Origin of the sequence: Micromonospora sp. WMMD956, assembly GCF_029626125.1 — a bacterium.
GTDB lineage: Bacteria > Actinomycetota > Actinomycetes > Mycobacteriales > Micromonosporaceae > Micromonospora > Micromonospora carbonacea.
Genome location: NZ_JARUBI010000005.1, coordinates 308533 through 331891 on the forward strand (window position 1 = coordinate 308533; position 23359 = coordinate 331891).

18 protein-coding genes are annotated in these 23359 nt (G+C 73.8%); 6 read left to right on the top strand and 12 right to left on the bottom strand.

The features are described 5' to 3' along the window. Positions 1-234 precede the first annotated feature (234 nt). Entirely contained in the window at positions 235-3132 is a 2898-nt protein-coding gene (locus O7628_RS01610) for a glycoside hydrolase family 48 protein (protein WP_278136178.1), read from the bottom strand. A gap of 927 nt (positions 3133-4059) precedes the next feature. Here O7628_RS01610 and O7628_RS01615 point away from each other — a divergent pair. Continuing rightward, a complete protein-coding gene (locus O7628_RS01615) occupies positions 4060-5559 on the top strand; it encodes a GH1 family beta-glucosidase (RefSeq protein ID WP_278127800.1) in 1500 nt (499 codons plus the stop codon). 95 nt (positions 5560-5654) lie between these two features. On the opposite strand, the gene O7628_RS01620 is transcribed toward O7628_RS01615, so the two are convergent. The 3 genes from O7628_RS01620 to O7628_RS01630 form a co-directional block, all read right to left on the bottom strand. Further along, a complete protein-coding gene (locus O7628_RS01620) occupies positions 5655-6074 on the bottom strand; it encodes a roadblock/LC7 domain-containing protein (RefSeq protein WP_347405227.1) in 420 nt (139 codons plus the stop codon). A 5-nt stretch (positions 6075-6079) separates the two neighbouring features. Next, positions 6080-8689: a nitrate- and nitrite sensing domain-containing protein gene (locus O7628_RS01625; protein ID WP_278127802.1), complete on the bottom strand. Its 2610-nt coding sequence runs from the start codon at positions 8687-8689 to the stop codon at positions 6080-6082. 98 nt (positions 8690-8787) lie between these two features. Further along, a complete protein-coding gene (locus O7628_RS01630) occupies positions 8788-10200 on the bottom strand; it encodes an FGGY family carbohydrate kinase (protein WP_278127804.1) in 1413 nt (470 codons plus the stop codon). A 285-nt stretch (positions 10201-10485) separates the two neighbouring features. On the opposite strand from O7628_RS01630, the gene O7628_RS01635 reads away from it, so the two are divergent. Beyond that, on the top strand, positions 10486-12405 hold the full coding sequence (locus tag O7628_RS01635) for a chorismate-binding protein (protein ID WP_278127806.1): 1920 nt from the start codon (positions 10486-10488) through the stop codon (positions 12403-12405). A gap of 75 nt (positions 12406-12480) precedes the next feature. Here O7628_RS01635 and wrbA read toward each other — a convergent pair whose 3' ends face one another. Further along, positions 12481-13101 (bottom strand): NAD(P)H:quinone oxidoreductase, encoded by a 621-nt coding sequence (gene wrbA / locus O7628_RS01640; protein WP_178065667.1) that lies wholly within the window; start codon positions 13099-13101, stop codon positions 12481-12483. A gap of 114 nt (positions 13102-13215) precedes the next feature. On the opposite strand from wrbA, the gene O7628_RS01645 reads away from it, so the two are divergent. Next, positions 13216-13806 carry an HAD-IA family hydrolase gene (locus O7628_RS01645; RefSeq protein ID WP_278127808.1) on the top strand — a complete coding sequence of 197 codons (591 nt, stop codon included), beginning with the start codon at positions 13216-13218 and terminating at the stop codon, positions 13804-13806. A gap of 246 nt (positions 13807-14052) precedes the next feature. Here O7628_RS01645 and O7628_RS01650 read toward each other — a convergent pair whose 3' ends face one another. Beyond that, positions 14053-14421 carry a DUF3037 domain-containing protein gene (locus tag O7628_RS01650; RefSeq protein ID WP_083302593.1) on the bottom strand — a complete coding sequence of 123 codons (369 nt, stop codon included), beginning with the start codon at positions 14419-14421 and terminating at the stop codon, positions 14053-14055. Then, positions 14418-15176 carry a HipA family kinase gene (locus O7628_RS01655; protein ID WP_278127812.1) on the bottom strand — a complete coding sequence of 253 codons (759 nt, stop codon included), beginning with the start codon at positions 15174-15176 and terminating at the stop codon, positions 14418-14420. The genes O7628_RS01650 and O7628_RS01655 overlap by 4 nt, the downstream gene beginning before the upstream one ends. A gap of 136 nt (positions 15177-15312) precedes the next feature. On the opposite strand from O7628_RS01655, the gene O7628_RS01660 reads away from it, so the two are divergent. Both O7628_RS01660 and O7628_RS01665 read left to right on the top strand, forming a co-directional pair. Further along, positions 15313-16050 (top strand): PRC and DUF2382 domain-containing protein, encoded by a 738-nt coding sequence (locus tag O7628_RS01660; RefSeq protein WP_278127814.1) that lies wholly within the window; start codon positions 15313-15315, stop codon positions 16048-16050. A 200-nt stretch (positions 16051-16250) separates the two neighbouring features. Further along, positions 16251-17417, top strand: coding sequence for a winged helix DNA-binding domain-containing protein (locus O7628_RS01665; RefSeq protein WP_278127815.1), 1167 nt, complete (start codon positions 16251-16253; stop codon positions 17415-17417). Positions 17418-17448: 31 nt separating this feature from the next. On the opposite strand, the gene O7628_RS01670 is transcribed toward O7628_RS01665, so the two are convergent. The 5 genes from O7628_RS01670 to O7628_RS01690 form a co-directional block, all read right to left on the bottom strand. Beyond that, positions 17449-17688: a hypothetical protein gene (locus O7628_RS01670; RefSeq protein ID WP_278127817.1), complete on the bottom strand. Its 240-nt coding sequence runs from the start codon at positions 17686-17688 to the stop codon at positions 17449-17451. A gap of 499 nt (positions 17689-18187) precedes the next feature. Then, positions 18188-19396 carry a sn-glycerol-3-phosphate ABC transporter ATP-binding protein UgpC gene (gene ugpC, locus O7628_RS01675; RefSeq protein WP_278127818.1) on the bottom strand — a complete coding sequence of 403 codons (1209 nt, stop codon included), beginning with the start codon at positions 19394-19396 and terminating at the stop codon, positions 18188-18190. 11 nt (positions 19397-19407) lie between these two features. Further along, complete coding sequence (locus O7628_RS01680; protein ID WP_074474243.1) at positions 19408-20241, bottom strand: carbohydrate ABC transporter permease; 834 nt, start codon at positions 20239-20241, stop codon at positions 19408-19410. Position 20242: 1 nt separating this feature from the next. After that, positions 20243-21142: a sugar ABC transporter permease gene (locus O7628_RS01685; protein ID WP_278127819.1), complete on the bottom strand. Its 900-nt coding sequence runs from the start codon at positions 21140-21142 to the stop codon at positions 20243-20245. After that, complete coding sequence (locus tag O7628_RS01690) at positions 21139-22419, bottom strand: ABC transporter substrate-binding protein (protein ID WP_278127821.1); 1281 nt, start codon at positions 22417-22419, stop codon at positions 21139-21141. The genes O7628_RS01685 and O7628_RS01690 overlap by 4 nt, the downstream gene beginning before the upstream one ends. Before the next feature lie 480 nt (positions 22420-22899). Here O7628_RS01690 and O7628_RS01695 point away from each other — a divergent pair, with 480 nt between their 5' ends. Continuing rightward, entirely contained in the window at positions 22900-23331 is a 432-nt protein-coding gene (locus tag O7628_RS01695; protein WP_074474245.1) for a hypothetical protein, read from the top strand. The last annotated feature ends 28 nt before the right edge of the window (positions 23332-23359 follow it).

The following is a 23359-nucleotide window of genomic DNA, read 5'->3' on the forward strand; positions in this document are numbered from 1 at the left end:
TCCGTCGGCGACCGTCACGTGATCCCTGGACGGTCACTTTTTCCGGGGCTTTTTCGCGGCAAGTTCAGCTTCGGGCGGTGGGGCGGGCCGGCCGGTCCGCTGCGTTGACCGGACGGCCGGCCCGCCCCGGCCTGACCGTGGGAGTCAGGCCGTCCGCCGACCGGGCTCATAGTTCCCCCGGGCCCGGTCGGGCTCCGGGTGGGCGGGCCGCGCCGCCCACCCGGAGGGGTCGGGTCACCCGTTCGGGAAGAGCATCCCGTAGTCCGCGTACGCCATGGCGATGTCGGACTGGGCCCAGAACCGGTGGTAGTTGAACGTCGGCTCGGGGCCGCCGTCGAGGTACGCCTGCACCTTCGGCCAGTCCGGGTCGTTCTTGTAGAACGACCGGATGTCCAGGAAGCTCTTGCCGGCGGCGATGGCGTCGCCGTTGGGCATCTTCCCGGTCCAGCCCGGGGGCACGTAGAGACCCTGGCCGTCGGCGGCGTTGTAGACGTCGTCGAAGCGCTTGTAGTCGCCGCGCTTCTCCGTCGTCGAGACACCCTTGCTGTCGGCGGACGCGGACAGGGCGTCGAGCAGGCCCTTACCGGTGGTCTTGGCCGCCGTGTTGCCGGACTTGGCCGCGTACGCGATCAGGGTCCGGGCGAGGGAGCCGGTGACGCCGACGTCCTGGCCCGTGGAGGAGACCTCGACGTGCAGGTTGGTGTTGGCCGCCGGGCTGCTCGGGTTCCAGTTGGCGGGCTGGCCCGTCCACTTCAGCTCGGACGGGACCGACCAGTTGGTGCCCAGCGTGGTGTTCGCGATCGCCCACGGCACCCACTTGTCGAGCAGCGCCTTGGCCTTGGTGTTGCCGGTCTCCAGGTACAGCTCGGCGATGCGCTGCATCGACCAGACCTGCATGCCGAACCACTGGTTCGACGGCGGGTCGTTGTAGACCGGGTCGACGTCGTAGAACATGCCGTAGAAGGTGGCGGTGCCGGCCGGCGGGGTGCCGTAGTTGCCGTCCCAGCTGTTGGTGGCGCCACCGGCGATGCCGCCCTCGGACGACTGGAGCCAGGTGTAGAACTCCAGCTGCCGGTCGAGGCTCTTCTGCCAGTCCCCGACCGCGGTCGGGGACTTCGGCTTGAGCTCGTTCACGTTGGTCATCGCCCAGGCCGCGAACGGGTTCTGGTAGCCGAAGTGGCTGTGGCTGGAGCCGATCCGCCACGACCAGTTCTGGCTGGTGTCGTACGCGCCGCCCCAGGCGTAGTACCAGGACAGCAGGTAGTGCGCCGAGTCCTTGCCGCTGCCGGCGGGGCAGGTGCTGGCCCCGACGCAGTTGCCGATCTTCTTGAAGTACTTGTCGTACATCGCGTACCGCAGGTAGTCGCCCATCTTGGCGGCCTTGGCCACGGTGGCGGCGACGTCGGCCTGCTTGCCCTGCGCCTTGGCCCAGGTCAGCGCCCAGTACGCGGCCTGCACGGCGCGGGCGTCGGCGTCGGGGGCGTTGGTGTACTTCCACTGCTTGGCGGGGGCGCCGGTGTCCTTGACGAACAGGTCGAGGTAGCCGTACTGCCCGCCGTGCTTGAAGGTGTCGCAGGACGGCTGCGGGATGGTCTCCCACACCGACTCCTGCGTGCCCCGCTGGAAGGTGTTGATGTACGCCGGCCGGGTGGTGCCGTCACCGCAGCGGCCGAAGCCGTAGGTGTTGTCGACGTCCATCAGCCAGTGCATGCCGTAGATGTCGCCGGTGCCGTAGGTGCTCTGCAGCTCCGAGCGCAGCGGGTCCTGGCCGACCGCGACGTTCGGGTTCAGCGCCGAGGGGTACTGGCTGGGCAGGTTGTACTCCGCGGCGTACTGCGGGGTGCCGGCGGAGCCCGCGGTGGGCTGGTCGGCGTGGGTGGGGATGATGTACTTCTCCATCACCGTCCACGCGTTGTTGAACGGGGCCCAGTTCTGGGTCACCCGGCCGTAGTAGGCCTCCAGCCACAGCCAGTAGCTGAACGCCTCGGAGGTGGTCTCGTGGCCGTGGTCGGGCGCCTCGACGATCAGGGTCTCGATCGAGTGGTACGGCACGCCCTCGGGGCTGAAGTAGCCCGAGTTCTTGATCTTGCCGTACTGGTCGAGGAACTTCTTGACGTAGGCGTTGTCCCCGCCCGGCACGTCGTTGTCGACCTCGGTGACGGTGACCGCCAGCGGGGCCAGGCCGGTGCCGGAGGCGGTGACGGTGGCGGTGCCGCCGACGGTGTCGGAGTCCTCCGCCGCCGCCACGGTCACGGTGACGCCGGTGTTCCAGTTCGCCGTGGTGAGGGTCGCCGAGGCCGGCGTGACGGTGATGTCGGTGTCACCGGTGCGGGTCAGCGTCACCGGGACGCTGGCCGACGGGGCCGCGCTGAGCTTCAGGTTGAACGTGGCGGTGCCGCCCTCGCTCACGCTGACCGCGGACGGGGTGGCCACCAGGCGGGGGCCGGAGGCCGCGCTGACGGTGAACGCCTTCTCGGCGACGCCGATGCCGTTGGCGTTGTCGTAGGCCTTGGCCTGGACGGTGTAGCTGCCGGCCGGCAGGTCCTCCAGCGTGTAGCCGTACGGGGCGGTGGTGTCGGTGTTGACCAGCAGGCCGTTGCGGTAGAACTCGACCTTGCTGATCGTCCCGTCCGGGTCGCTGGCCGTGGCGGTCAGCGGCACGTCCGCCGGCGCCTCGAACGGCCCGCTCGGCACGCTGAGGGAGACCGTCGGCGGCTGGTTGGCCGGGGTGCCGTTGCACGGGGTGCCGTTGAGGGTGAACGCCGTGGGCTTCGGGTTGCTGCCGGAGTAGCTGCCGTTGAACCCGATGGTGGTCGACGCCCCGGTGCCGAGGCTGCCGTTGTACGACTCGTTGGTCGCGGTCACCTCGCTGCCGGACTGGCTCCACTTGGCCGACCAGCCCTGGACCACCCGCTGACTGCTGTTGGGGAAGGTCCACTTGAGCGTCCAGCCGTTGACGGCGTCGCCCAGGTTCTTGATGGTGACGTTGCCGGTGAAGCCGCTGCCCCAGTCGTTGGTGGCGTAGACCACGTCGCACGCCGGGGCGGCCTGCGCGGCGCCGGCCGGCAGGGCGATGCCGCCGACGACCAACGTGGTGGCGGCGAGCATCGCCGTCCGGCGACGTCTTGCCATGAGTCTCATGTGCGCGGTGTCTCCTCGGACCAGGCCGGGGCCGCGGGGCCCCGGCGGGGCGCCTCCACGCGCGCGGGGCACGGGGGGACGGAGGCGCTCGGGAATGGTGGTCGATCCGGCCCGGTCGGGGTGTGTGTGGCTGCGGTGCGTCGACGTTGGTCGACGACGCCGCGACCCTCCTTGGGGTGCCGTCCGGATGACCGGATGCCCTCGGCGACCCGCACTCACGCGAGCTGGCTCCTCGTCGCAGTGTTCGACAGTCTTGCATGGAAGCGCTCCCACGACAAGAAGAGTCCACGAACGAGCAGCTACTTGTTTCGATCTCGTTTTGGGGCTTTCACAAACCGGTGACGGGCGTTACAGTCGCTGCATCGCCGATGGGAGCGCTTCCATCGACGGAGGTCACAGAAGGTGTTGACCGGGAGCGTCGTGCCCGCGACGTCCCCGGCACATTGCCCGAAGGCTGACGGCGGGCCAGCCCGGACGCCGCCGCCAGCCACCACCCACCGGCAATGGAGGGAGGTGGAACCAGAGCCACTCGCGTGGCCCGGCTCCCGCGCGACACGCACGGCAGGACGCCAATTCCACTCGTGCGTGTGTGCAAACAAAGGTGGGGACGGGGGTTGCCCTCCCCCGTCCCCACACTAAACCCCCCGACACCATGGGAAAAGAGGCCGACGGGTCAGGCGTGTCACGCCACCCGGCCGGCCTCGCTCGCTATGGGCGTAGCCGGCGGGCGTCTCGCAGCCACGACCGACGCCCCGACATCGCCTCCCACCAGCGCATTCGCGCAACCGGCCACGCGCCGGACCAGCCCGCACAACAGAGCCGACCCGCCACAGGCGGGTTCGGCCGCCCCCGCCTGCCTTATGCTGGGAGCGCTCCCGGCCGTGCGGCGGTGGGCACCCATCACGAGGAGAAGGCCCCATGTCGATGCTCACCCGGCGGCGGCTACTCAGCCGCGCCGCACTCTCCGCCACCGCCGGGGCCACCGGCGCCGGCCTGCGCGTGGGCGGCACGGCCGCCACCGCCGCCGTCTCCGGCGGCCTGGCCACCGGATGCGACGCCGGCACCGACCCCGACACCGACCCCACCGACGGGCCCCGGGGCGACCTGCGCTTCCCGACCGGTTTCCGCTGGGGCGCGGCCACCTCGGCATACCAGGTGGAGGGCGCCACCAAGGAGGACGGCCGGGGCGAGTCGGTCTGGGACACCTTCAGCCGCACCCCCGGCCGGACCCGCAACGGCGACACCGGCGACATCGCCGCCGACCACTACCACCGCTACGCCGACGACCTCGACCTGATGCGCGACCTGGGGCTGCGCAGCTACCGGTTCTCCATCTCCTGGCCGCGCATCCAGCCCGACGGCACCGGCACGCCCAACCAGCGGGGTCTCGACTTCTACCGCCGCCTCGTCGACGGGCTGCACGAACGCGGCATCTCGCCGATGGCCACCCTGTTCCACTGGGACCTGCCGCAGACGTTGCAGGACGCCGGCGGCTGGGAGAACCGCGACACCGCCTACCGGTTCGCCGAGTACGCCGAGCTGCTCTACCGCGGCCTCGGCGACCGGATCCCGGTCTGGCTGACCATCAACGAGCCGAAGACCGTGGTGCAGAACGGCTACCTGCACGGCCACCACGCCCCCGGCTTCCAGGACCCGCAGGCGGCCTACCTGGTCGCCCACCACCTCCAGCTCGGGCACGGCCTGGCCGTGGAGGCGCTGCGGGCCACCGGCAGCGACGCCCGGATCGGCCCCGCCCTCAACCTGCACCCCTGCTACCCGGCAGACGACAGCGCCGAGGCGACCCGCGCCAGCCACCTCTACGACGGCTACGAGAACCGCCTCTACCTCGACTCGATCCTCAAGGGCAGCTACCCGGCGGACGTGCTGGCCGACCTGGGGCCCGACAGCCGGATGGCGCGCGGCATCCGCGACGGCGACCTGAAGATCATCTCCGCGCCGATCGACCTGCTCGCCGTGCAGTACTACACCCCGTACTACGTGACGGCCACCGGCGACACCGTCACCCGCTGGCCCACCTCCCAGGCGGACTGGCAGCAGATCTACCCCGACGGCATGTACGACATCCTGACCCGGGTGACCCGCGACTACGGTCCGGTCCCGCTGACCGTCACGGAGAACGGCCTGCCGCAGGCCGACACCCTCTCGGCCGACGGGACCGTCGACGACTCGGGCCGGATCAGCTTCCTGCGCGACCACATGGCGGCCGCGCACCGGGCCGTCACCGACGGGGTGCCGCTGGAGAGCTACCACGTCTGGTCGCTGCTGGACAACTTCGAGTGGGCGGAGGGCTACGACCAGCGCTGGGGCCTGGTCTACGTGGACTACCCCACCCAGCGCCGGGTGCCCAAGCGCAGCGCGCTGTGGTACCGCGAGGTGATCCGGGCCAACGGCCTGTAGCCGGGAACTCCCCGCCGGGCGGGCGGGGTCGCTCCGCACCGCCCGGCGGGCGGTCCGCCGGGCCGGCGGACCGCCCGGCGGGCCCTCCCGGGTGCTCAGCCCAGCGGGGGCAGCGCCTGCTGGAGCTCGGCGCGTAGCGCCGGGGTGAGCATCTCGCCGGCCTGCTTGGCCAGCCGCGCCATCTCGTAGCCGACCACGCCGATGTCGGCGTCCCCGGCGGCCAGCGTGGCCAGGATTGAGCCGTCGCGCACCTGCATCACCAGGAAGTAGCCGCGGCCCATCTCCACGACGGTCTGCTTGACGATGTCGCCGTCGAACATCTGCGCCGCGCCGGCGGTGATGCTCATCACCCCCGAGGTCACGGCGGCGAGCTTGTCGGCGTGGTCGCGCGGCAGGTGATCGGAGACGGCGACCAGCAGCCCGTCCGAGGAGACCACGATGGCGTGCGCCACCCCGGGCACCCGTTGCGCGAACGCGCTGACCAGCCAGCTCAGGTCCCGTGCCTCCTGGCTCAACGTCATCATTGCTGGTTCCCTTCGGTGCGCCCGCCGGCCGGCGGCAGGAAAATCTCGGTGGTCTCCTCGGCCTCGGCCCGCCGTACGCCGCTGTAGAGCCGCGTCAGCATGCCGCCCACGGCCTCCGGGTCCGGGTCGTGCCGCGGGGCCGGCGTCTGCGGCCGCGCCGGCTGCGTGACGGCGGCGAGCTGGGCCATCGGCACCCGGACGGGCAGCCCGTGCTCGTTGACGCCCCCGGTCACCGGCACCGCGGGCGGCACGGGATCGGGGGTCGCCGTGCCGGCCGCCGGACCCTGCCGTGACCACCAGCCGCCCCCGCCGGGGGCGGCCGGGCCGGCGGCCGGGGTCAGCACGTCCTCGGCCCGCACCGGCACCGACCGGCCCGGCCTGGGCACGGTGACGCTGCGCGGCCGGCGGCCCGCCACCGGCTGCTCCGGGGGCACGGCGACGCCCGGCGGCCGGGCCGGGTCCCGGGCCGCGGCGCCGCCCGCCGGGCGACCGCCCGCCACCGGGGCGGGGTCGTCGGCCACGGGGGCGGTCACCCGGGGCAGGTTGGTCAGCGTGGTGGTCAGCATCCGTGGGGACACGGGCGGGTCCAGCTCCACCATCGGCGGGGCGGCGGTGAGCAGCGGGGCCGGGATGTGCACCCGGGCCACCAGGCCGTCGGGGGCGGAGTGCAGGCGCACGACGACCGCGTGCCGGGCCGCGAGGTGGCTGACCACGAACAGGCCCATCCGCTCGGACGCAGCGACGTCGGCCGCCGGCGGGGTCGCCAGCACCTCGTTCGCCTCGGCGAGCGCCGCCGGGGTCATGCCCAGCCCCCGGTCGACGATCTCCACCACCGCGCCGAGCCCCTCGGGGCCGGCGGTGACCAGCACGGCGGTGTCCGGCCGGGAGAACGTGGTGGCGTTCTCCAGCAGCTCGGCGAACAGGTGGACCAGGTCGCCGATGACGTGCCCGACGACGTGCAGGTCGGCCACCTGCTGGTGGCGCACCCGCTGATACTGCTCGATCTCGGCGCTGGCGGCCAGCAGCACCGCGCCCAGCGCCACCGGCCGGTTCCACCGCCGGGTCGACTCGCTGCCGGCGAGCACCAGCAGGCTCTCGTCGTTGCGTCGCATGCGGGCGGCGAGGTGGTCGAGCTTGAACAGGTTCTCCAGCTGGTCGGGGTCGCTCTCCTCCCGTTCCAGGCTGTCGAGCAGCTCCAGCTGCCGCTCCACCAGGACCTGACTGCGCCGGGCGAGGTTGACGAACATCAGGTTGACGTTGCGGCGCATGGTCGCCTGTTCCACCGCGACGCTGACGGCGCTGCGGTGCACCGCGACGAACGCCTCGGCCAGCTCGCCGACCTCGTCGAGGGAGCGGACGACCGCCGCCGGCACCTCGATGTCGGGCACCCCGCCGCTGACCTGGCGGAGCCGGTCGAGGGCGTCCGGGAGCTCGATCTGGGCGATCCGCAACGCCTGGCCGCGCAGCAGCCGCATCGACCGGGCGATGGTCCGGCCGACCAGCACCGAGATCAGCAGGGCCACCAGCAGCACCGCGACGATCCCGCCGGCCACCAGCAGGGTGGTGCGCAGCTGGCCGGCGCTGGCCTCGTTGGCCCGGCGCACCGCGTCGTCGACGACGCTGGCCTCCAGCTGCCGCAGCAGCTCCTGGCGCTGCTCGCTGGCCGCCCACCACTGCGGGGCGGGCAGCACCCGGGCCTCCGCGCCGCCGCTGGGCAGGCTCTGCTCCTCCAGCTTCGTGGCGGCGGTGAACGCCGGGTCGACGGAGACGGCGTCGTAGCGGCGGATCTGCTCGGTGGTGGCGGCGACCCGGAACGCGCCGAGGGCGGTGAGCTGCTGCGCCCGCAGGTCGGTCAGCTCGACCTGGTCCTCCACCCCGTAGCGGCCGGCGCGGGCGGCGGCGTACAGCTCCGCGCGGACGCGGGAGGAGAGCTCCTTGACCCGGGCGAGCTGGACGTAGCGCAGCACGGCCTCGTTGAGCGCCCGCCGGTCCTCCCCCGGCGAGGGCTGGGCGAGCAGGTTCAGCAGGGCGGAGACCGCCCGGTGGTAGTTGCTGAGGATCGTGTCGCTGGCCAGCACCGCCGGGGGCACCGCCGCGCGGATGTAGACGACCTGGTCGTACGCCTCCAGCGCCGCCGAGTAGGCCACCTGCCAGGCGGCGTCGGCGTCGGCCAGCGGGCCGGCCGCCCGCCGCAGCTCCCGCACGGCGGCGTCGGTGCCGGACTGCAACGGCTTCAGCGCGGCGATCGCGGCGTCCCGGGCGACGCCGCCTCCCCCGCTGCGGCGCAGCTCCGCCAGCTCGCCGGCGGTGCGGTCGCGTTCCTGCTGGAGCTGGTGCACGGCGTCGGTGATCTGCCGCCCGATGCCCACCTGACGCGCGAAGTCGCTCAGTTCGGTGGTGCGCCCGACCAGGCCCTGCGTCTGCACGCCGGCCAGCACCAGGAACGCCACGGACGGGATGACCAGGACGGTGGCGAGCTTGGTCCCCATCCGCCAGTCCCGCAGCCGCAGCGGCGAGCGGCGGCGGTGCGGCACGACGCGGACGTCGAACCGACGCCTGCGGTGGTTCGACACCCCGCTCCGCGCCGGGTCGGGACCTGCGCCCACACCTGCCTCCTAGGTCCCTCGCGTCCGCCGCACACCGGAGCGCGGGTCCATCCAACCAGGCCCGACGGCGGTGTCAACGGGCCGACCTGAGGGCGGGCTCAGGAAGGATACCGAGGGTGGCGCTGTCCTGACGGGGTCGGTGAGGGCGGCTCATCCGTCCGGCCGATGGCCACGAGCGGCACCGCCGCGTCCAGCCGGCCCAGCGCCACCCGGGCCGCGCCCGTCGCGCCGACCTCCGGGTCGGGGTGGTGGTAGACGCGGCGGGGCGCGAGGACGTCGGCGAACGACTCCCGCCACCACGCGGAGGCCTCCACGGCCCCGCCGCCCAGCACCACCTCGACCGGCCCGCCCACGGTGGACTCCAGCTCGACGAGGTCGGCCGCGACCAGCCGGCAGACCCCGGACATCAGGCCGGCGAGGATGTCGACCGCGCCGGTGCCGAAGCTCAGCCCGCCCAGCGCGCCGGAGCCGGCCGGCGCGTGGCCGGGCGGCCGGTCGCCCCCGAAGTGCGGGTCCGCCGCGACGCCGCCGCCCCGGGGGATCCGGGCCAGCGCGGCGTCCAGGGCGGCGCCCCGGGGCAGCCGCAGCTCGCGGTCGGCCCAGGCGAACAGGTTCCCCCCGGAGGAGTACGCCGCCCCGGTGACCACGTGGTCGTGGTCGACCCGGTAACGCCACAGCCGGCCCGGCAGCGGCGGCAGCTCCGCGCCGGCCGGCACCGCCTGGACCAGCCGGACGGCCGACGAGGTGCCGACCGTCACCGCCGCCCGGCCCGGGTCCACCGCGCCCGAGCCGACGTTCGAGGCGGCCCCGTCGCCCACCGGCGCCGCCCAGGCCGCGTCGGCGAGCTGCGGCCAGCGGCGGGCGTGCTCGGGGCGCAGCCGCCCCCGCCAGCCGTCGCCGGCCAGCTCGGGGAGCTGCCCCGGGCCGGTGGCGGCCAGCTCGCACGCCTCGGCGTCCCAGGTGAGGGTGCGCAGGTCGAGCAGGCCGGTGCCGGATGCCTGGGAGACCGACATCGGCGCGGCGTCGAGCAGGCCGCCCAGCACGTACTCGGCGAGGCCGACGAACCGGGCGGGCGGGGCCGACGCGCGCTCGCGCAGCCACGGCAGCCGCACCGACCAGTAGCAACGGTGCCACCAGGTGCCGGTGCGGCGGTGGAACGCGGCCTCGTCGGCCGGGCCGGCCGCGCCCGCCGGGGGCTCGGGGCGGGTGTCGAGCCAGGTGAGCACCGGCCCCAGCGGCTCGCCGGCCCGGTCGACCGGCAGCACCGAGTGCCACTGGGCGCTGGTGGCGACCAGGCCGACGTCGCGCAGGTGCCCGCCGGCGGCCAGCTCGTCGAGGCACTCGGCGAGGCAGGCCAGGTAGGTCGGGGCGTCCAGCGTGCCCGCGCCGTCGTCGTCGACGGCGACGCGCACCTTGCGGCGGGCGAGCGCGCCGGGGCGCGGCACGGCGTCCGGGTCCAGCACGAGGCCACGCACCGAGGAGGTGCCCAGGTCGAGGGCGAGGATGTTCATCGTGGCTCACCGTACCGGGCGGCCGCCGGGCCGGCCCGGCGGTCGACGTCGCCGCAGGTCGCCCGGCGGCCGGTCCCGCACCCCGGGATCGGGTTCCCCGGCGGTGGGCGCGCGCGTAGGGTGACGGCATGCCCGCGCACCTGACCTGCTGGTGGCCCGCCGACCCGGCGGCCCACCCCCGCGCGTAGCTTCCCCACGCGGCCGCCCCACGAGGCGGTCGCCGGTTCTCTCCCCGACCCGGGGCCGCCACCGACGGCGCCGCCCGGCCACCACCAGGAGAACCCGATGATCCGCCCGCACGACCTGCTCGCCGCCGTCGCCGACGGCGTCGACCCCGGTCCCTTCGCGCTCGTCCGCCGCGAGGGCGCCGACCACCTGGAGCTGTTCACCGGCACCGTACGCGCCGTCGACCGGCTCGCCGACGTCCCGCTGCCCGACGGCCCGGCCGGGCCACGCACGCTGGCGCTGGTGCCGTACCGGCAGATCACCGAGCGGGGGTTCGCCTGCGTCGACGACGGGACCCCGCTGGAGTGCCTCCAGATCGCCGGGCACGCCCGGTTGCCCCTGGCCGACGTCGTCGCCGCCCTGCCCGACGCCCCGGTGGCGACCGCCGACGCCGGGTTCGACATCGCCGACGCCGAGTACGCCGACACGGTCGCCCGGGTGCTCGCCGAGGAGATCGGCCGGGGCGAGGGGGCGAACTTCGTCGTCCACCGCACGATGCGCGCCACCGTGCAGGGCTCCCCGCTGGTCGCCGCCCTGGCCGCGCTGCGCCGGCTGCTGCTGCGCGAGCGCGGCGCGTACTGGACGTTCGTGGTGCACACCGGCACCCGGATCCTGGTCGGGGCGAGCCCCGAGCGGCACGTCAGCGTCGACGACGGCCTGGTCATGATGAACCCGATCAGCGGCACCTTCCGGCACGGCGGCACCGCCGACACGGCCTCGCTGCTGCGCTTCCTCACCGACCCGAAGGAGGTCGACGAGCTCTACATGGTGCTCGACGAGGAGCTGAAGATGATGGCCACCGTCGCCGAGCGCGGCGGGCAGGTCGTCGGCCCCTACCTCAAGGAGATGTCGCACCTCTCGCACACCGAGTACCTGCTCGCCGGGCAGAGCTGCCTGGACGTGCGGGACGTGCTGCGGGAGACGATGTTCGCCCCGACGGTCACCGGCAGCCCGATGGAGAACGCCTGCCGGGTCATCGCCCGGCACGAGCGCACGGGGCGGCGCTACTACGCCGGGGTGCTGGCCCTGCTGGGCCGCGACGACGCCGGCCGGCAGACCCTGGACGCGCCGATCCTGATCCGCACGGCGGAGATCTCCCCCGACGGGGAGCTGCGGGTGCCGGTCGGGGCGACCCTGGTGCGCCACTCCACGCCCGAGGGCGAGGTGGCCGAGACGCACGCCAAGGCGGCCGGGGTGCTGGCCGCCCTCGGGTTGCGCCCCGACGCCCCCGACCTCGGGCCGGGTCCGGCGCCCCGGCTGGCCGACGACCCGCAGGTACGCGCCGCGCTGGCCGCCCGCAACGCCCCGCTGGCCCGGTTCTGGCTGGACCAGCGCCCGCCGGGGGCGGTGGCCCTGCCCGGGCTGGCCGGCCGGCGGGCGCTGATCGTCGACGGGGAGGACACCTTCACCGGGATGCTCGCCCACCAGCTGCGCGCCCTCGGGCTGGCCGTCGAGGTGACGCCGTGGCACCGGCCGGCCGGCGACGACGCGTACGACCTGGTGGTCGCCGGCCCCGGCCCGGGCGACCCGAGGGCGGTGGACCAGCCGAAGATGGCGGCCCTGCGCGGGCTGCTCGCCCGGCGGCTCGCGGCCGGCGCGCCGGCCCTCGCGGTGTGCCTGGGCCACCAGTTGCTCGCCGGGCTGCTCGGGTTGCGGCTGCACCGGCGCGACGCGCCGTACCAGGGGTTGCAGCGTGACGTCGGCGTGTTCGGCGCGAGCCGCCGGGTGGGGTTCTACTCCACGTTCACGGCCGTCGCCGACGCCGACCGGGTGGCCAGCGCGTACGGGCCGGTGGAGCTGGCCCGGGACCCGGTCGACCACGCGGTGCACGCGCTGCGCGGGCCCGGCTTCGCCGGGGTGCAGTTCCACCCCGAGTCGGTGCTCAGCCGCGACGGCCTGGCGGTCCTGGCCGACCTGCTGGGCCACCTGCTGTCGGTGCCGCCGGGCCGGTCGCCGGCCGTGGCCCGCGCCGAGGGGTAGGAGCGCGCCGAGGGGTAGGAGCGCGCCGAGGGGTAGGAGCGCGCCGAGGGGTAGGAGCGCGCCGGCCGCCGGCGGTCAGCCGGCGGCCAGGCCCCGCTTCAGCGCCGCACCGATCTGCACCGCCCGCTTCGCGGTCAGCGCGGTGGCGGCAAGCGCCACGTGGTCCGGCGGGACCTCGCCGTTGTTGCTGGTGTGCGAGGCGCCGTACGGGTTCCCGGCGACGAACTGGCTCGGGTCGGTGTAGCCGGGGGTGACGACGACGCCGCCCCAGTGGTAGAAGACGGTGAGCAGCGACAGCAGGGTCGACTCCTGGCCGCCGTGCGAGGTCGCCGTCGAGGTGAACGCGGAATAGACCTTGTCCGCCAGCGCGCCGCGCGCCCACAGCGGGCCGGTGGTGTCGATGAACTGCTTGAGCTGGGCGGCGACCATGCCGTAACGGGTGGGCGACCCGAGGATCACCACGTCGGCCCAGGACAGGTCGTCCGGCTCGGCCTCCATCACGTCCTGGGTTTCGAGGCGGTGCGCCTGCCAGCCCGAGTTGGACCGGATCGCCTCGTCCGGTGCGAGCTCACGCACCTTGCGCAGGCGCACCTCCGCGCCGGCCTCGCCGGCGGCCTCGCACGCGGACTGCGCCATCTGATACGTGATGCCGGTCGCGCTGTAGTAGATCACGGCGACCTTGATCCGGCCCTCCATCGGGTCCTCCTCGCTCTCCGGTCAGCCCTGGCGACTACCCGTCGCCTGCGGCGTCAAACGTCGGCCGGCGGGCGTGCCGGACGGCCCGGGTCCGCCGGGCGATAGCCTGGTGCGGTGATCCTGCCCCTGCCCGACGGCGAGTTCCGGGCGTACCTGTTCGACTGCGACGGCACCATCGTCGACTCGATGCCCCAGCACCACACGGCCTGGCGGCGGGCCCTCGGCGAGTGGGGCTGCGACCTGCCCGAGGACCTCTTCTACGCCTGGGCCGGGCGGCCGGTGGCCGACATCGTCGCCGACCTCAACGCCCGGCACGGCCTGACGATGCCGGTGGAGGCCGTCGCCGCCCGCCGGGAGGCGCTCTACCAGGAGCTCCTGCCGACGGCGACCGCCGTGCCCGGGGTGCTGCGGCACATCGACGACGCCCACGGGCGGGTGCCCTTCGCCGTGGTCTCCGGCAGCACCCGGGAGTCGGTCACCGCGTCCCTCGGCGCGCTCGGCATCCTCGACCGGTTCGACACCCTGGTCTGCGCCGGCGACTACGCCCGGCCCAAGCCCGACCCGGAGGCGTTCCTGCTCGCCGCCCGGCTGCTGGGCGTGCCACCGGCGGCCTGCCTGGTCTTCGAGGACGCCGACCTGGGCATCCAGGCCGCCACCGCCGCCGGCATGGCCTCGGTGCGCGTCCCGCAGCCCCGGCGGGGCTGACCGGCCGCGGCGACGCAGGCCGGCGGGTGGCCGACCCGGCCCGGCTGGCTGGCTGGCTGGCTGGCTCAAGTTTTGCGCAAGTTCCACGGATCGCGGGTCCCCACCGGGCCGTCGCACGCCATCCTGATCGCACCGGCGCCGGCCGCCCGGGCCGTCCGCCGGCGCGCCGGTCGACCTGAACGGGGGATCGCGCTCCGTCGGCGACGAGGCCGGCGTAGCGCGATCAGGGGTCGGCGGCCGGGGTGATCAGCGGACCAGGGCGTCCAGCAGCCGGTCGAGTTCGGCCGCCGGGTCGGCGGTCAGCCCGGTGTGCACCGGCCCGGTCTGGATCATCGTGCTGCGCGGGGCCGCCAGCCAGCGGAACCGCTCGCCCCGCCGCATCCGCCCCGACGGGCCCTCCCCGGCGCACGTGCGGTCCCAGGAGCCCAGCGCCGCCGCCACCTCGGCGAGGTCCACGTCCGGCGCGAGCGCCCGGACCCGGTCGGCGTCGAGGTGGGTACGCGCCGCGAGGAAGTCCCGGCCCTGGCAGTAGAGCACGACCCCGACGTTGATCCGTTCGCCGCGCTCGACCCGGGGAACCAGCCGGATCACCGCGTACTCGAAGGGTTCTCTCACGCGGCGCTCCCCTGCGGCAGCCAGTCGGCGGTGCGCGCCACTCGGCGGGCGAGGTGGTCGGCGTACGCGGCGCGGGCCGCGTCGGCGGAGTCGAAGTCGGGCCCGGCCAGCCAGGCGTCCGGCACCAGCGCCAGCACCTCGGCGAGCAGGGCGGGGGTGACCCGGGGCGTCAGGTCGGCGTCGGCCTCGGCCAGCCGGCTCGCGTAGGGCGCGAGCACGTGGTCGTCGGCGCGGTACGCCCGGTGCACGGCCGCCTCGGCGCGCGGCCAGTTGTGGTGGAAGTAGAGGCAGGCGCCGTGGTCGATCAGCCACAGCTCGCGGTGCCAGATCAGCAGGTTGGGGTTGCGCCAGCTGCGGTCGACGTTCTCGGTGAACGCGTCGAACCAGAGCACCCGGGAGGCCAGCGCGGGGTCGACCGGGTGCGCCACCGGGTCGTAGCCGAGCGCGCCGGGCAGGAAGTCCATCCCCAGGTTCGGCCCGCCGCTGCCGCGCAGCAGCTCCTGCACCTCCTGGTCGGGCTCGGCCCGGCCGATGACGGGGTCGATGTCCAGCACCACCAGCCGAGGCACCGACAGCCCGAGCCGGCGGGCCAGCTCGCCGCAGATCACCTCGGCCACCAGCGCCTTCGGCCCCTGCCCCGCGCCGGAGAACTTCGCCACGTACGTGCCCAGGTCGTCGGCCTCGACCACACCGGGCAGCGAGCCGCCCTCGCGCAGCGGGGTGACGTAGCGGATTCCGGTGACCTGACGGAGCACGAGGCCCACCCTAGCCGGAACCCCTGCGCCGCCCGCGCGGGCCGCCGCCGGCGCTCCTATTCACGACCGGGCCCCGGAATGCTTCCGGAGCGGCTCGGGTAGCCACGTCGTGACCCACGAGAGGAAGGACGAGCCAATGCGACTGACCGAGCAGCAGATCCGCTCGCTGTACGGGCAGGACGTCCAGGACCGCTCGGGTGCGAAGATCGGCAGCGTGGGCCAGGTGTGGGCCGACGCCGCCGGCGAGCCGACCTGGGTCAGCGTCGCCACCGGGGTGATGGGCCACCACGAGTCGATGGCCCCGCTCCAGTCGGCCCGGATGCAGCAGGACAAGCTGAGCCTGCCGTACGACAAGGCGACCGTGCGCGGCGCGCCCAGCGTCGAGGCGGGCACCGACGAGCCGCTGGACGCCCGGCAGCTCACCCAGCTCTACGCGCACTACCAGCTTCCGCCGCCCACCCCGCCGGCCCCGCCGCGCCAGCAGGCCGCCGGCTACCCGCGGGGGCCGGAGCTGACCCGCTCCGAGGAGCGGCTGCTGGTGGGCACCGAGAGCGAGCCGGCCGGCACCGCGCGGCTGCGCAAGCACGTCGTCGACGAGGACGTGCACACCACCGTCCCCGTCGAGCACGACGAGGTGCGCGTCGAGCGCGAGCCGATCGCCCCGGGCGACCGGCGGGCGCGGTCCGGGATCGGCGACGAGCAGCAGGAGCTGCGGCTGCGCGCCGAGCACCCGGTGGTCAGCAAGGAACAGGTCCCCGTCGAGCGGGTCCGGCTGACCAGGGACGAGGTCGTCGAGGACCAGCCCGTCGACGAGCGGCTGCGCCGCGAGCGGGTGGAGGCGGACGTCCCGCAGTCGGCCCGTTCCCGCCGCTGACGCGACGCCCCGGCGGTGACCTGCCGCGCGAGGGCCCGGAGCGGTGACCTGCCGCGCGAGGGCCCGGCGGTGACCTGCCGCCGGACGGTACGACCCCGGGCGGGCGGATCCCTGGTGATCCGCCCGCCCGGTCACGGGTTCGGCGGGTGTCGGTGACCGGCCCTATGCTGACCGTCGAGGTGGAGGAAGGCGGCGCAGACGTGGCGACGAGCGGAGCGCGTGGGCGGGCGGGCGGCGCGGGAACGGCGGCGGCGCTGACCGGCCGGGCGGAGCTCACCGGCGCGGAGGCGCTCGCGCTGCGGATGACCGCCCTGCTGCTGCGACCCCACCCCACGGCCCGCCCCGAGAACGTGGCCGGGGTCGTCGAGTGGTTCGGCGCGATGCAGGCGCAGGACGCGGCGAGCGGCCTGTGGTCGCTCGGGCTGCGGCTGCCCGGCTGGGCGCAGGCCGACGTGCAGGCGGCCCTGGAGCGGCGGGAGGCGCTGCGCACCTGGCCGATGCGGGGCACCGTGCACCTGGTGCCGTCCCGGGACGCCCGGTGGATGCTGGACGTCACCGGCGTGCGCACCCTGGCCGCCGCCGGGCCCCGCCGGGCGGTCCTCGGGCTCAGCCTGGCGGAGGCCGACCGGGCCGCCGACGTGCTCGGCGCGGCGCTGGCCGGCGGGGCGCGGCTGACCCGGTCGCAGTGCCAGGCCACGCTCGACGCGGCCGGCATCGACACGACCGGCCAACGCGGCTACCACCTGCTCTGGTATGCGGCGCAGAAGGGCGTCACCTGCATCGCCCCGCACGTCGGCACGGAGCAGACGTTCGCGCTGCTCGACGAGTGGGTGCCCGACCCGCACCGCCCCGACCGCGACGAGGCCCTCGGCCTGCTGGCGGTGCGCTACTTCCGCAGCCACGGCCCCACCACCCGGCAGGACTTCGCCGGCTGGACGGGCCTGACCGCCACCGACGCGAAGCGGGGCATCGCCGCCGCCGGCGACGCGCTCACCACCGTGACGGTCGACGGCGCGGAGGCGGTGGCCGACCCGGCCCTGCTCGACGCGCCCCGCGCCCCGGTCGACGACGTGCACGCCCTGCCCGGGTTCGACGAATACCTGCTGGGTTTCAAGGACCGGTCGCTGATGGTCGCCCCGGAGCACAAGCAGGCGATCGTCCCCGGCGGCAACGGGGTGTTCCAGTCGACGGTGGTGCGCGACGGCCGGGTGGCCGGCACGTGGAAGCGGACGCTGGGCAGGACGCGGGTGAAGGTGGCGGTGCGCCCGCTGGTCGACCTCGACGCCGCCACCCGGGCGCGGGTCGATGCGGCGCTGGCGGCGTACGCGGCGTTCGTCGGGCTCCCGCCGGCCGTGGAGTGGACGTGAGGATCTATCGCCTCAGCCCTCCACCCGGCTGTCACCGGGGCGCGAGGGTCACCGAGACCGCTCGCCGCTCGGCGCAGACCCAGGTGGTGGCCTCGGCGAGACGCAGCAGACCCCGCATACCGCGAAGCAGGTGCGACGCCTGACGGATCGACAGCGGGAAGCTGGCGACGGGCTGCCGCGCCTCGGGGTTGGCGTCGTACGTCTCGACGACGACGCGCACGGGCTCGCCAAGCGGACCGTGCGCCATGCTCAACGTCGAGCGGACGCTCACCGCCTCCCGGTCGTCCGCCGTTACGAGGATCGGTCGCGAGGCGTGCGACCAACGCGGGCGGGCTGCGCCCACGATGCTCGGTGGCGTGTCACGCACGCGAGCGACCGAGCTGGTCCGCAGGCCAGGGCTCCCCGAACCAGTAGACGTGGTCGGCAACGGCCGGATGCGGATCTGGGATCGAGATGCCGTCGAGGCATGGATCAGGGCGAACCGGCCACACCAACACGTCGACGAGTAGGCCCAGGGTTCGCCGCTCGCGCTCGTACGCGAAGCAAGATCGCGCTCGATCAGGGAATGAGTGGCGTCCCTCGGGGCCCAGAGGGCACTCTTTCCGGGATTGAGCACGACCTTGGGGCGGTCGTCGGCCGCTTGTGGTGCAATCGCGTCGGCGTGTCATGTCCCGGAGCCGGCCACCTTTCCCGGACGGGTGAGCCCGGCCGGGCCGGCGCGCGTCCGGCGCGACGGGCCCACGCGCGTCGTCGTGGGCCCGCCGCGCGGATCAGGAGCCGCCGAGCGCGCCGGACGACCGCCCCTCGTGCAGGGTCAGGTTCCGGCCCGTGGACGGGTCGAACAGGTGGATCTTCTCCAGGTTGAACCAGACCCGGCGGTCCTCGCCCTCGCGTACGGTCGACTCGGCCGACAGCCGGGTGACCAGGCTGGCCCCGCCGCCGCTGAAGTCGGCCCCGGCGTCGGCGGCCAGCTCCTCCAGCTCGGCGGCGCTGGCCCGCTCCCCCTCCAGGGTGAAGTAGACGTACTTGTCGGAGCCCATCGACTCGACGATGTCGACCGGCGCGGTGAACTCGGCGCCCCGGCGGCGGGTGTCGTCGTCGACCAGCTCGGCGTCCTCGAAGTGCTCGGGGCGGATGCCGAGGATCAGCTCGCGCGGGGCGTCGCCGGCCTCCAGCTCGCGGCGGATCCGGTCGCCGATCGGCACGTCGCCGATGGCGGTGCGCAGCTTCCCGTCGTCGACGGCGGCGTGCAGGAAGTTCATCGACGGGGAGCCGATGAAGCCGGCGACGAAGAGGTTGCGCGGGTGGTCGTAGAGCTCCTGCGGCGGGCCGACCTGCTGGATCGCGCCGCCCCGCATGATCACCACCCGGTCGCCGAGGGTCATCGCCTCGGTCTGGTCGTGGGTGACGTAGACGGTGGTGGTGCCGAGCTGCTTCTGCAACCGGGACACGACCGTGCGCATCTGCACCCGCAGCTTCGCGTCGAGGTTGGACAGCGGCTCGTCCATCAGGAACGCCTTGGGCTGGCGGACGATCGCCCGGCCCATCGCCACCCGCTGCCGCTGGCCGCCGGAGAGGTTGGCCGGCCTGCGGTCCAGCAGCGGGGTCAGCTCCAGCACCTTCGCCGCCTCGTCGACCTTGGCGTCGATGGTCTGCCTGTCGAGCTTCGCGAGCTTCAGCGGGAACGCCATGTTCTCCCGGACGGTCATGTTCGGGTAGAGCGCGTACGACTGGAACACCATCGCGATGTCCCGGTCCCGGGGGGCCTTGTCGTTGACCCGCTGGCCGCCGATGCGCAGCTCGCCGGAGCTGATGTCCTCCAGCCCGGCGATCATGTTGAGGGTGGTGGACTTCCCGCAGCCCGACGGGCCGACCAGGATGACGAACTCGCCGTCGGCGATCTCCAGGTCGACGTCGCGCACCGCGACGGTCCCGTCGGGGAACGACTTGCTCACCTTGTCCAGCACGATGTCAGCCATGACTACACCACCTATCCCTTGACTGCGCCGGAGGTCAGGCCGGAGACGATGCGGCGCTGGAAGAAGAGCACGAACAGGACGATCGGCACGGTGATCACCACGGCGGCGGCGCAGATGGCCCCGGTGGGGTCCTCGAACTGCGACTCGCCGGTGAAGAACGACAGCGCCACCGGCACCGTGCGGGCCCGCTCGGTGGAGGTGAGCGTGATGGCGAACAGGAAGTCGTTCCAGCAGAAGATGAAGACCAGGATCGCCGTGGTGAACAGCCCCGGCGCGGCCAGCGGGGCGATGACCCGTCGGAACGCCTGGCCCTGGGTCGCGCCGTCCATCTTCGCCGCCTTCTCCAGGTCCCACGGGATCTGCTTGAAGAACGCCGACAGCGTGTAGATCGCCAGCGGCAGCGCGAAGGTGATGTACGGCAGGATCAGCCCCGGCCAGGTGTCGAAGAGCCCGAGCTGCCGCTCGATCTCGAACAGCGGCGACACGAGCGACACCTGCGGGAACATCGCGATCAGCAGGGAGACGCCGACGAGCAGCTTCTTGCCGGGGAAGTCCAGCCGGGAGATCGCGTACGCGGCCATCGCGCCGAGCACCACGGCGATCAGCGTGGCGATCAGGGCGATGCCGATCGAGTTGACCAGGGCCCGGACGAACTGGTCGGTGTCGAAGATCGACCGGTAGTTGTCCAGCGTCCACTCCCGGGGCCAGAACCTGCCGTCGGTGAGCGTGGCCGGGGTCTTGAACGACAGCGAGGCGATCCAGAGCACCGGGACCAGCGCGAAGACGACGACGATGACGTCCAGCAGGCCCCAGCGCAGCTTCGCCCGCGTGGTGGTGTCGGCCATGTCAGCGCCTCTCCCCGTCGTCGCTGCCGGGGGCAGCGGTGCCGAACAGCTTCACGAAGACGAACGCGATGACCGCCACGGTGAGGAAGATCAGCACGGACATCGTGGACCCGATGCCGAGGTTGAGGCCCCGGATCAGGTTGTTGTAGGCGAGCATCGACACCGAGGAGGTCTCGTTGCCGCCGGCGGTGAGCACGTAGATGTTGTCGAAGACCCGGAACGCGTCGAGGGTGCGGAACAGCAGGGCGACCAGGATCGCCGGCTTCATCACCGGCAGCATGACCTTGGTGAACCGCTGCCACGCGGTCGCCCCGTCGGTGGACGCCGCCTTGAGCAGGTCCTCCGGCACCAGGGCCAGGCCCGCCATCAGCAGCAACGCCATGAACGGGGTGGTCTTCCAGATCTCCGCCAGCATGATGATCGCCAGGGAGCTGGCCCGCTCGGTCAGCGGCGCGCCGTCGCCGAACAGGTTGGCCAGGTAGCCGGTGCCCGGCGTCCACGCGTACCGCCAGGAGAACGCGGCGACGACCGTGACGATCCCGTACGGGATGAGCGCGGCGGTGCGCACGACGCCCCGGCCGACCAGCGTCCGGTGCATGATCAGCGCCAGGCCCATGCCGAGGACCAGCTCGACGGCGACGGTGACGACGGTGATCAGCATGGTGACCCCGAACGCCGTCCACCAGAACTCGTTGGTCAGCACGGTCGCGTAGTTCTCCAACCCGATGAACTCGCGCTCGGCGGGGAAGCGCAGGTCGTAGCGCTGCAACGACAGCCAGATCGAGTAGCCGATCGGGTAGGCGGTGACCAGCACCATGACCAGCGCGGCGGGGGCGCAGAGCAGCCAGCCGAGCCTCCGTTCGGCCTTCTTGTTCTCGCTCAGCGGGGCGCGCCGGCTCACGGCAGCACCCCCTTCGACTCCAGGGCGTCGGCGATGGCGTCGCGCAGCTCGTCGGCCGTCCGCTCGGGGCGGATCGCCGACGGCGGCGACAGGATCGCCGACATCACCGTGGAGATGCTCTGGTAGGCCGGGGTCAGCGGGCGCGTCGCCGGCTCCTTCAGCTCCTCCAGGATGGTCTCCTTCATCGGGTACGCCTCGGTCATCTCCGGGTCGTCGTAGACCCGCTCGATGGTCGGCGGCACGCCGTCGTTGACTGCGGAGAACTTCTGGTTCCTGGCGTTGCGCAGGCACTTGGCGGCCTCGAAGGACTCCGCCGGGTGCCGCGAGTAGGCGCTGACGGCCAGGTTGACGCCGCCGATGGTGACCTTGCTGGGGGTGTCGGCGTCGATCCCCGGGATCCGCGCCCACTTCACCTTCTTCGCCAGCTCCGGGTCGGCCTCCTGCAACGCCGGGTAGACGAAGGGCCAGTTGACCTGGAACGCGCCGTTGCCGGACTGGAACTCCAGCCGGACCGGGTCCTCGGTGGCGTTGCTGAACGACGGCGACGTCACGCCGGACGTGGCGAAGCGCCGGAGCTGGTCGAGCGCGGTGACCGTGCCGGCGTCCATGACCGCCTGCTTGCCGTCGTCGCTGAGGATCCTGCCGCCCGCGCTCTCGGCGAGGGTGTTGTAGAGGACGACGAGCCCCTCGTACTGCGCGCCCATGGTGAGCACCTGGTACGGCTTGCCCTGCGCCTTCAGGTCCTGGGCCTGCCTGATCATGTCGTCCCAGGTCTTCGGGGCCTCCGGCACCAGGTCGGTGCGGTACCACAGGAGCTGGACGTTGGTGTTCTTCGGCGCACCGTACAGCTTGTCCCGGTAGCGGGCGGTGTCCAGCGGCCCGGCGAGGGTGCCCTCCTCCACCTCGGCGCGGTCCGGCCCGGTCCACTCCCGGATCCAGTCGGCGCTGGCGAACTCCTGCGTCCAGGTGACGTCGAGGCCGAGCACGTCCATCCCGGTGTCCCCGGCGGCGAGCCGGCGGACCAGCTGCACCCGCTGGTCGTCGGCCTGGCGCGGCAGCACCCGGTAGGCGATGCGGTAGCGCCCCTGCGCCTGGGTGTTGCAGTCGTCGACGACCTTCTGCAGGTTCTGCTCGGGCGGGTAGTACAGGTTGATGGTGGGCGTGCCGCCGTCGCCGCCGGAGCCGCACGCGGCCAGCGGCGCGAGCAGCGTGAGCGCGGCGGCCGCCGCCGCCGCGCGGGCCGCGGGTCGGCGCCGACGTCGGGCCGGATCTGTCATCGCCCTCCCCCTCTCTTCGGCGAAGAACCGGGGAGGTCACCCGTGCCCCGGCGCACGGCGAGACGGTCGGGAGCGGACCGGACACCGACCCGCCCCGGGCGTGTCGTGCGGGCAACACTGCCCGACCTGCCCAGGCGCGAAACCTGCCCGCAACGCGGGCGGCCCGTAACCGCCGTTCGTCCGGTTCGTCCCGCCGCTGCCGCCCCGCCACTGCCGCCCCGCCTCGGCGGATGCCCGCGCGACCCGGGTGGCACGGACCGTCCGGCGGGCCGGACACGTGCGCGGGGAGGCTTCCGGGTCTCCGACGGTTCGACTAGCGTTTGCCGGGAGTTCCCCCGGACTCAGCTGCCAGCGCGTCGCCGCCGAAGTCGATACGCCTCCGGCCCATCCCCCTCCTGCCCGAACGGTGGGTAATCGAGCGAACCCCCCGCTGCCGGTCCACCGGTTGGGCAGGATCGTTGACGACGAGGAGGTGCCGTCGTGCAGGACACCCGCGCTCTCGCCCTGACGTTCGAGGTGAGCGGCCTGCCCCCGGTGAAGACCGAAGCCCTGTCCATCTTCGCCGCCGGCCACCGGCAGGCGACGAGGGTCCGGGCCCTGCTCCTGGCGGCCTGCTCGGCGGCCCAGCGCACCGGCTGGACCCCGCTGGGCGGGCCGGTGGAGGTGGAGCTGACCCTGCGGTGTCCGCCGGGGCACCGCACCTCCGACGCCAGCACCCTGCTCGGCGGGATCTGCGCGGTGCTGCAGGACAAGAAGAGGGTCGCCACCATCGGCCTGACCCACCTCGGGGTCCTCGCCGACGTCGCCCTCTACACCGACGACCGGCAGATCCGCCGGCTGTCGTACCTGGAGGAACCGGCGGAGGAGTTCTCCTACCGGGTGCGGGTGGCCGCCCTGCCGGCCGTGGTTTGACCGACGTCCGCGGTGGGGTACCGCGGAC

Bases quoted from the DNA above. Each gene is read 5' to 3' on its own strand.
- O7628_RS01680 (WP_074474243.1), bottom strand. From the start codon at position 20,241: ATGGCCGACACCACCACGCGGGCGAAGCTGCGCTGGGGCCTGCTGGAC.
- ugpC (WP_278127818.1), bottom strand. From the start codon at position 19,396: ATGGCTGACATCGTGCTGGACAAGGTGAGCAAGTCGTTCCCCGACGGG.
- O7628_RS01635 (WP_278127806.1), top strand. From the start codon at position 10,486: ATGATCCGCCCGCACGACCTGCTCGCCGCCGTCGCCGACGGCGTCGAC.
- wrbA (WP_178065667.1), bottom strand. From the start codon at position 13,101: ATGGAGGGCCGGATCAAGGTCGCCGTGATCTACTACAGCGCGACCGGC.
- O7628_RS01690 (WP_278127821.1), bottom strand. From the start codon at position 22,419: ATGACAGATCCGGCCCGACGTCGGCGCCGACCCGCGGCCCGCGCGGCG.
- O7628_RS01610 (WP_278136178.1), bottom strand. From the start codon at position 3,132: ATGGCAAGACGTCGCCGGACGGCGATGCTCGCCGCCACCACGTTGGTC.
- O7628_RS01660 (WP_278127814.1), top strand. From the start codon at position 15,313: ATGCGACTGACCGAGCAGCAGATCCGCTCGCTGTACGGGCAGGACGTC.
- O7628_RS01630 (WP_278127804.1), bottom strand. From the start codon at position 10,200: ATGAACATCCTCGCCCTCGACCTGGGCACCTCCTCGGTGCGTGGCCTC.
- O7628_RS01615 (WP_278127800.1), top strand. From the start codon at position 4,060: ATGTCGATGCTCACCCGGCGGCGGCTACTCAGCCGCGCCGCACTCTCC.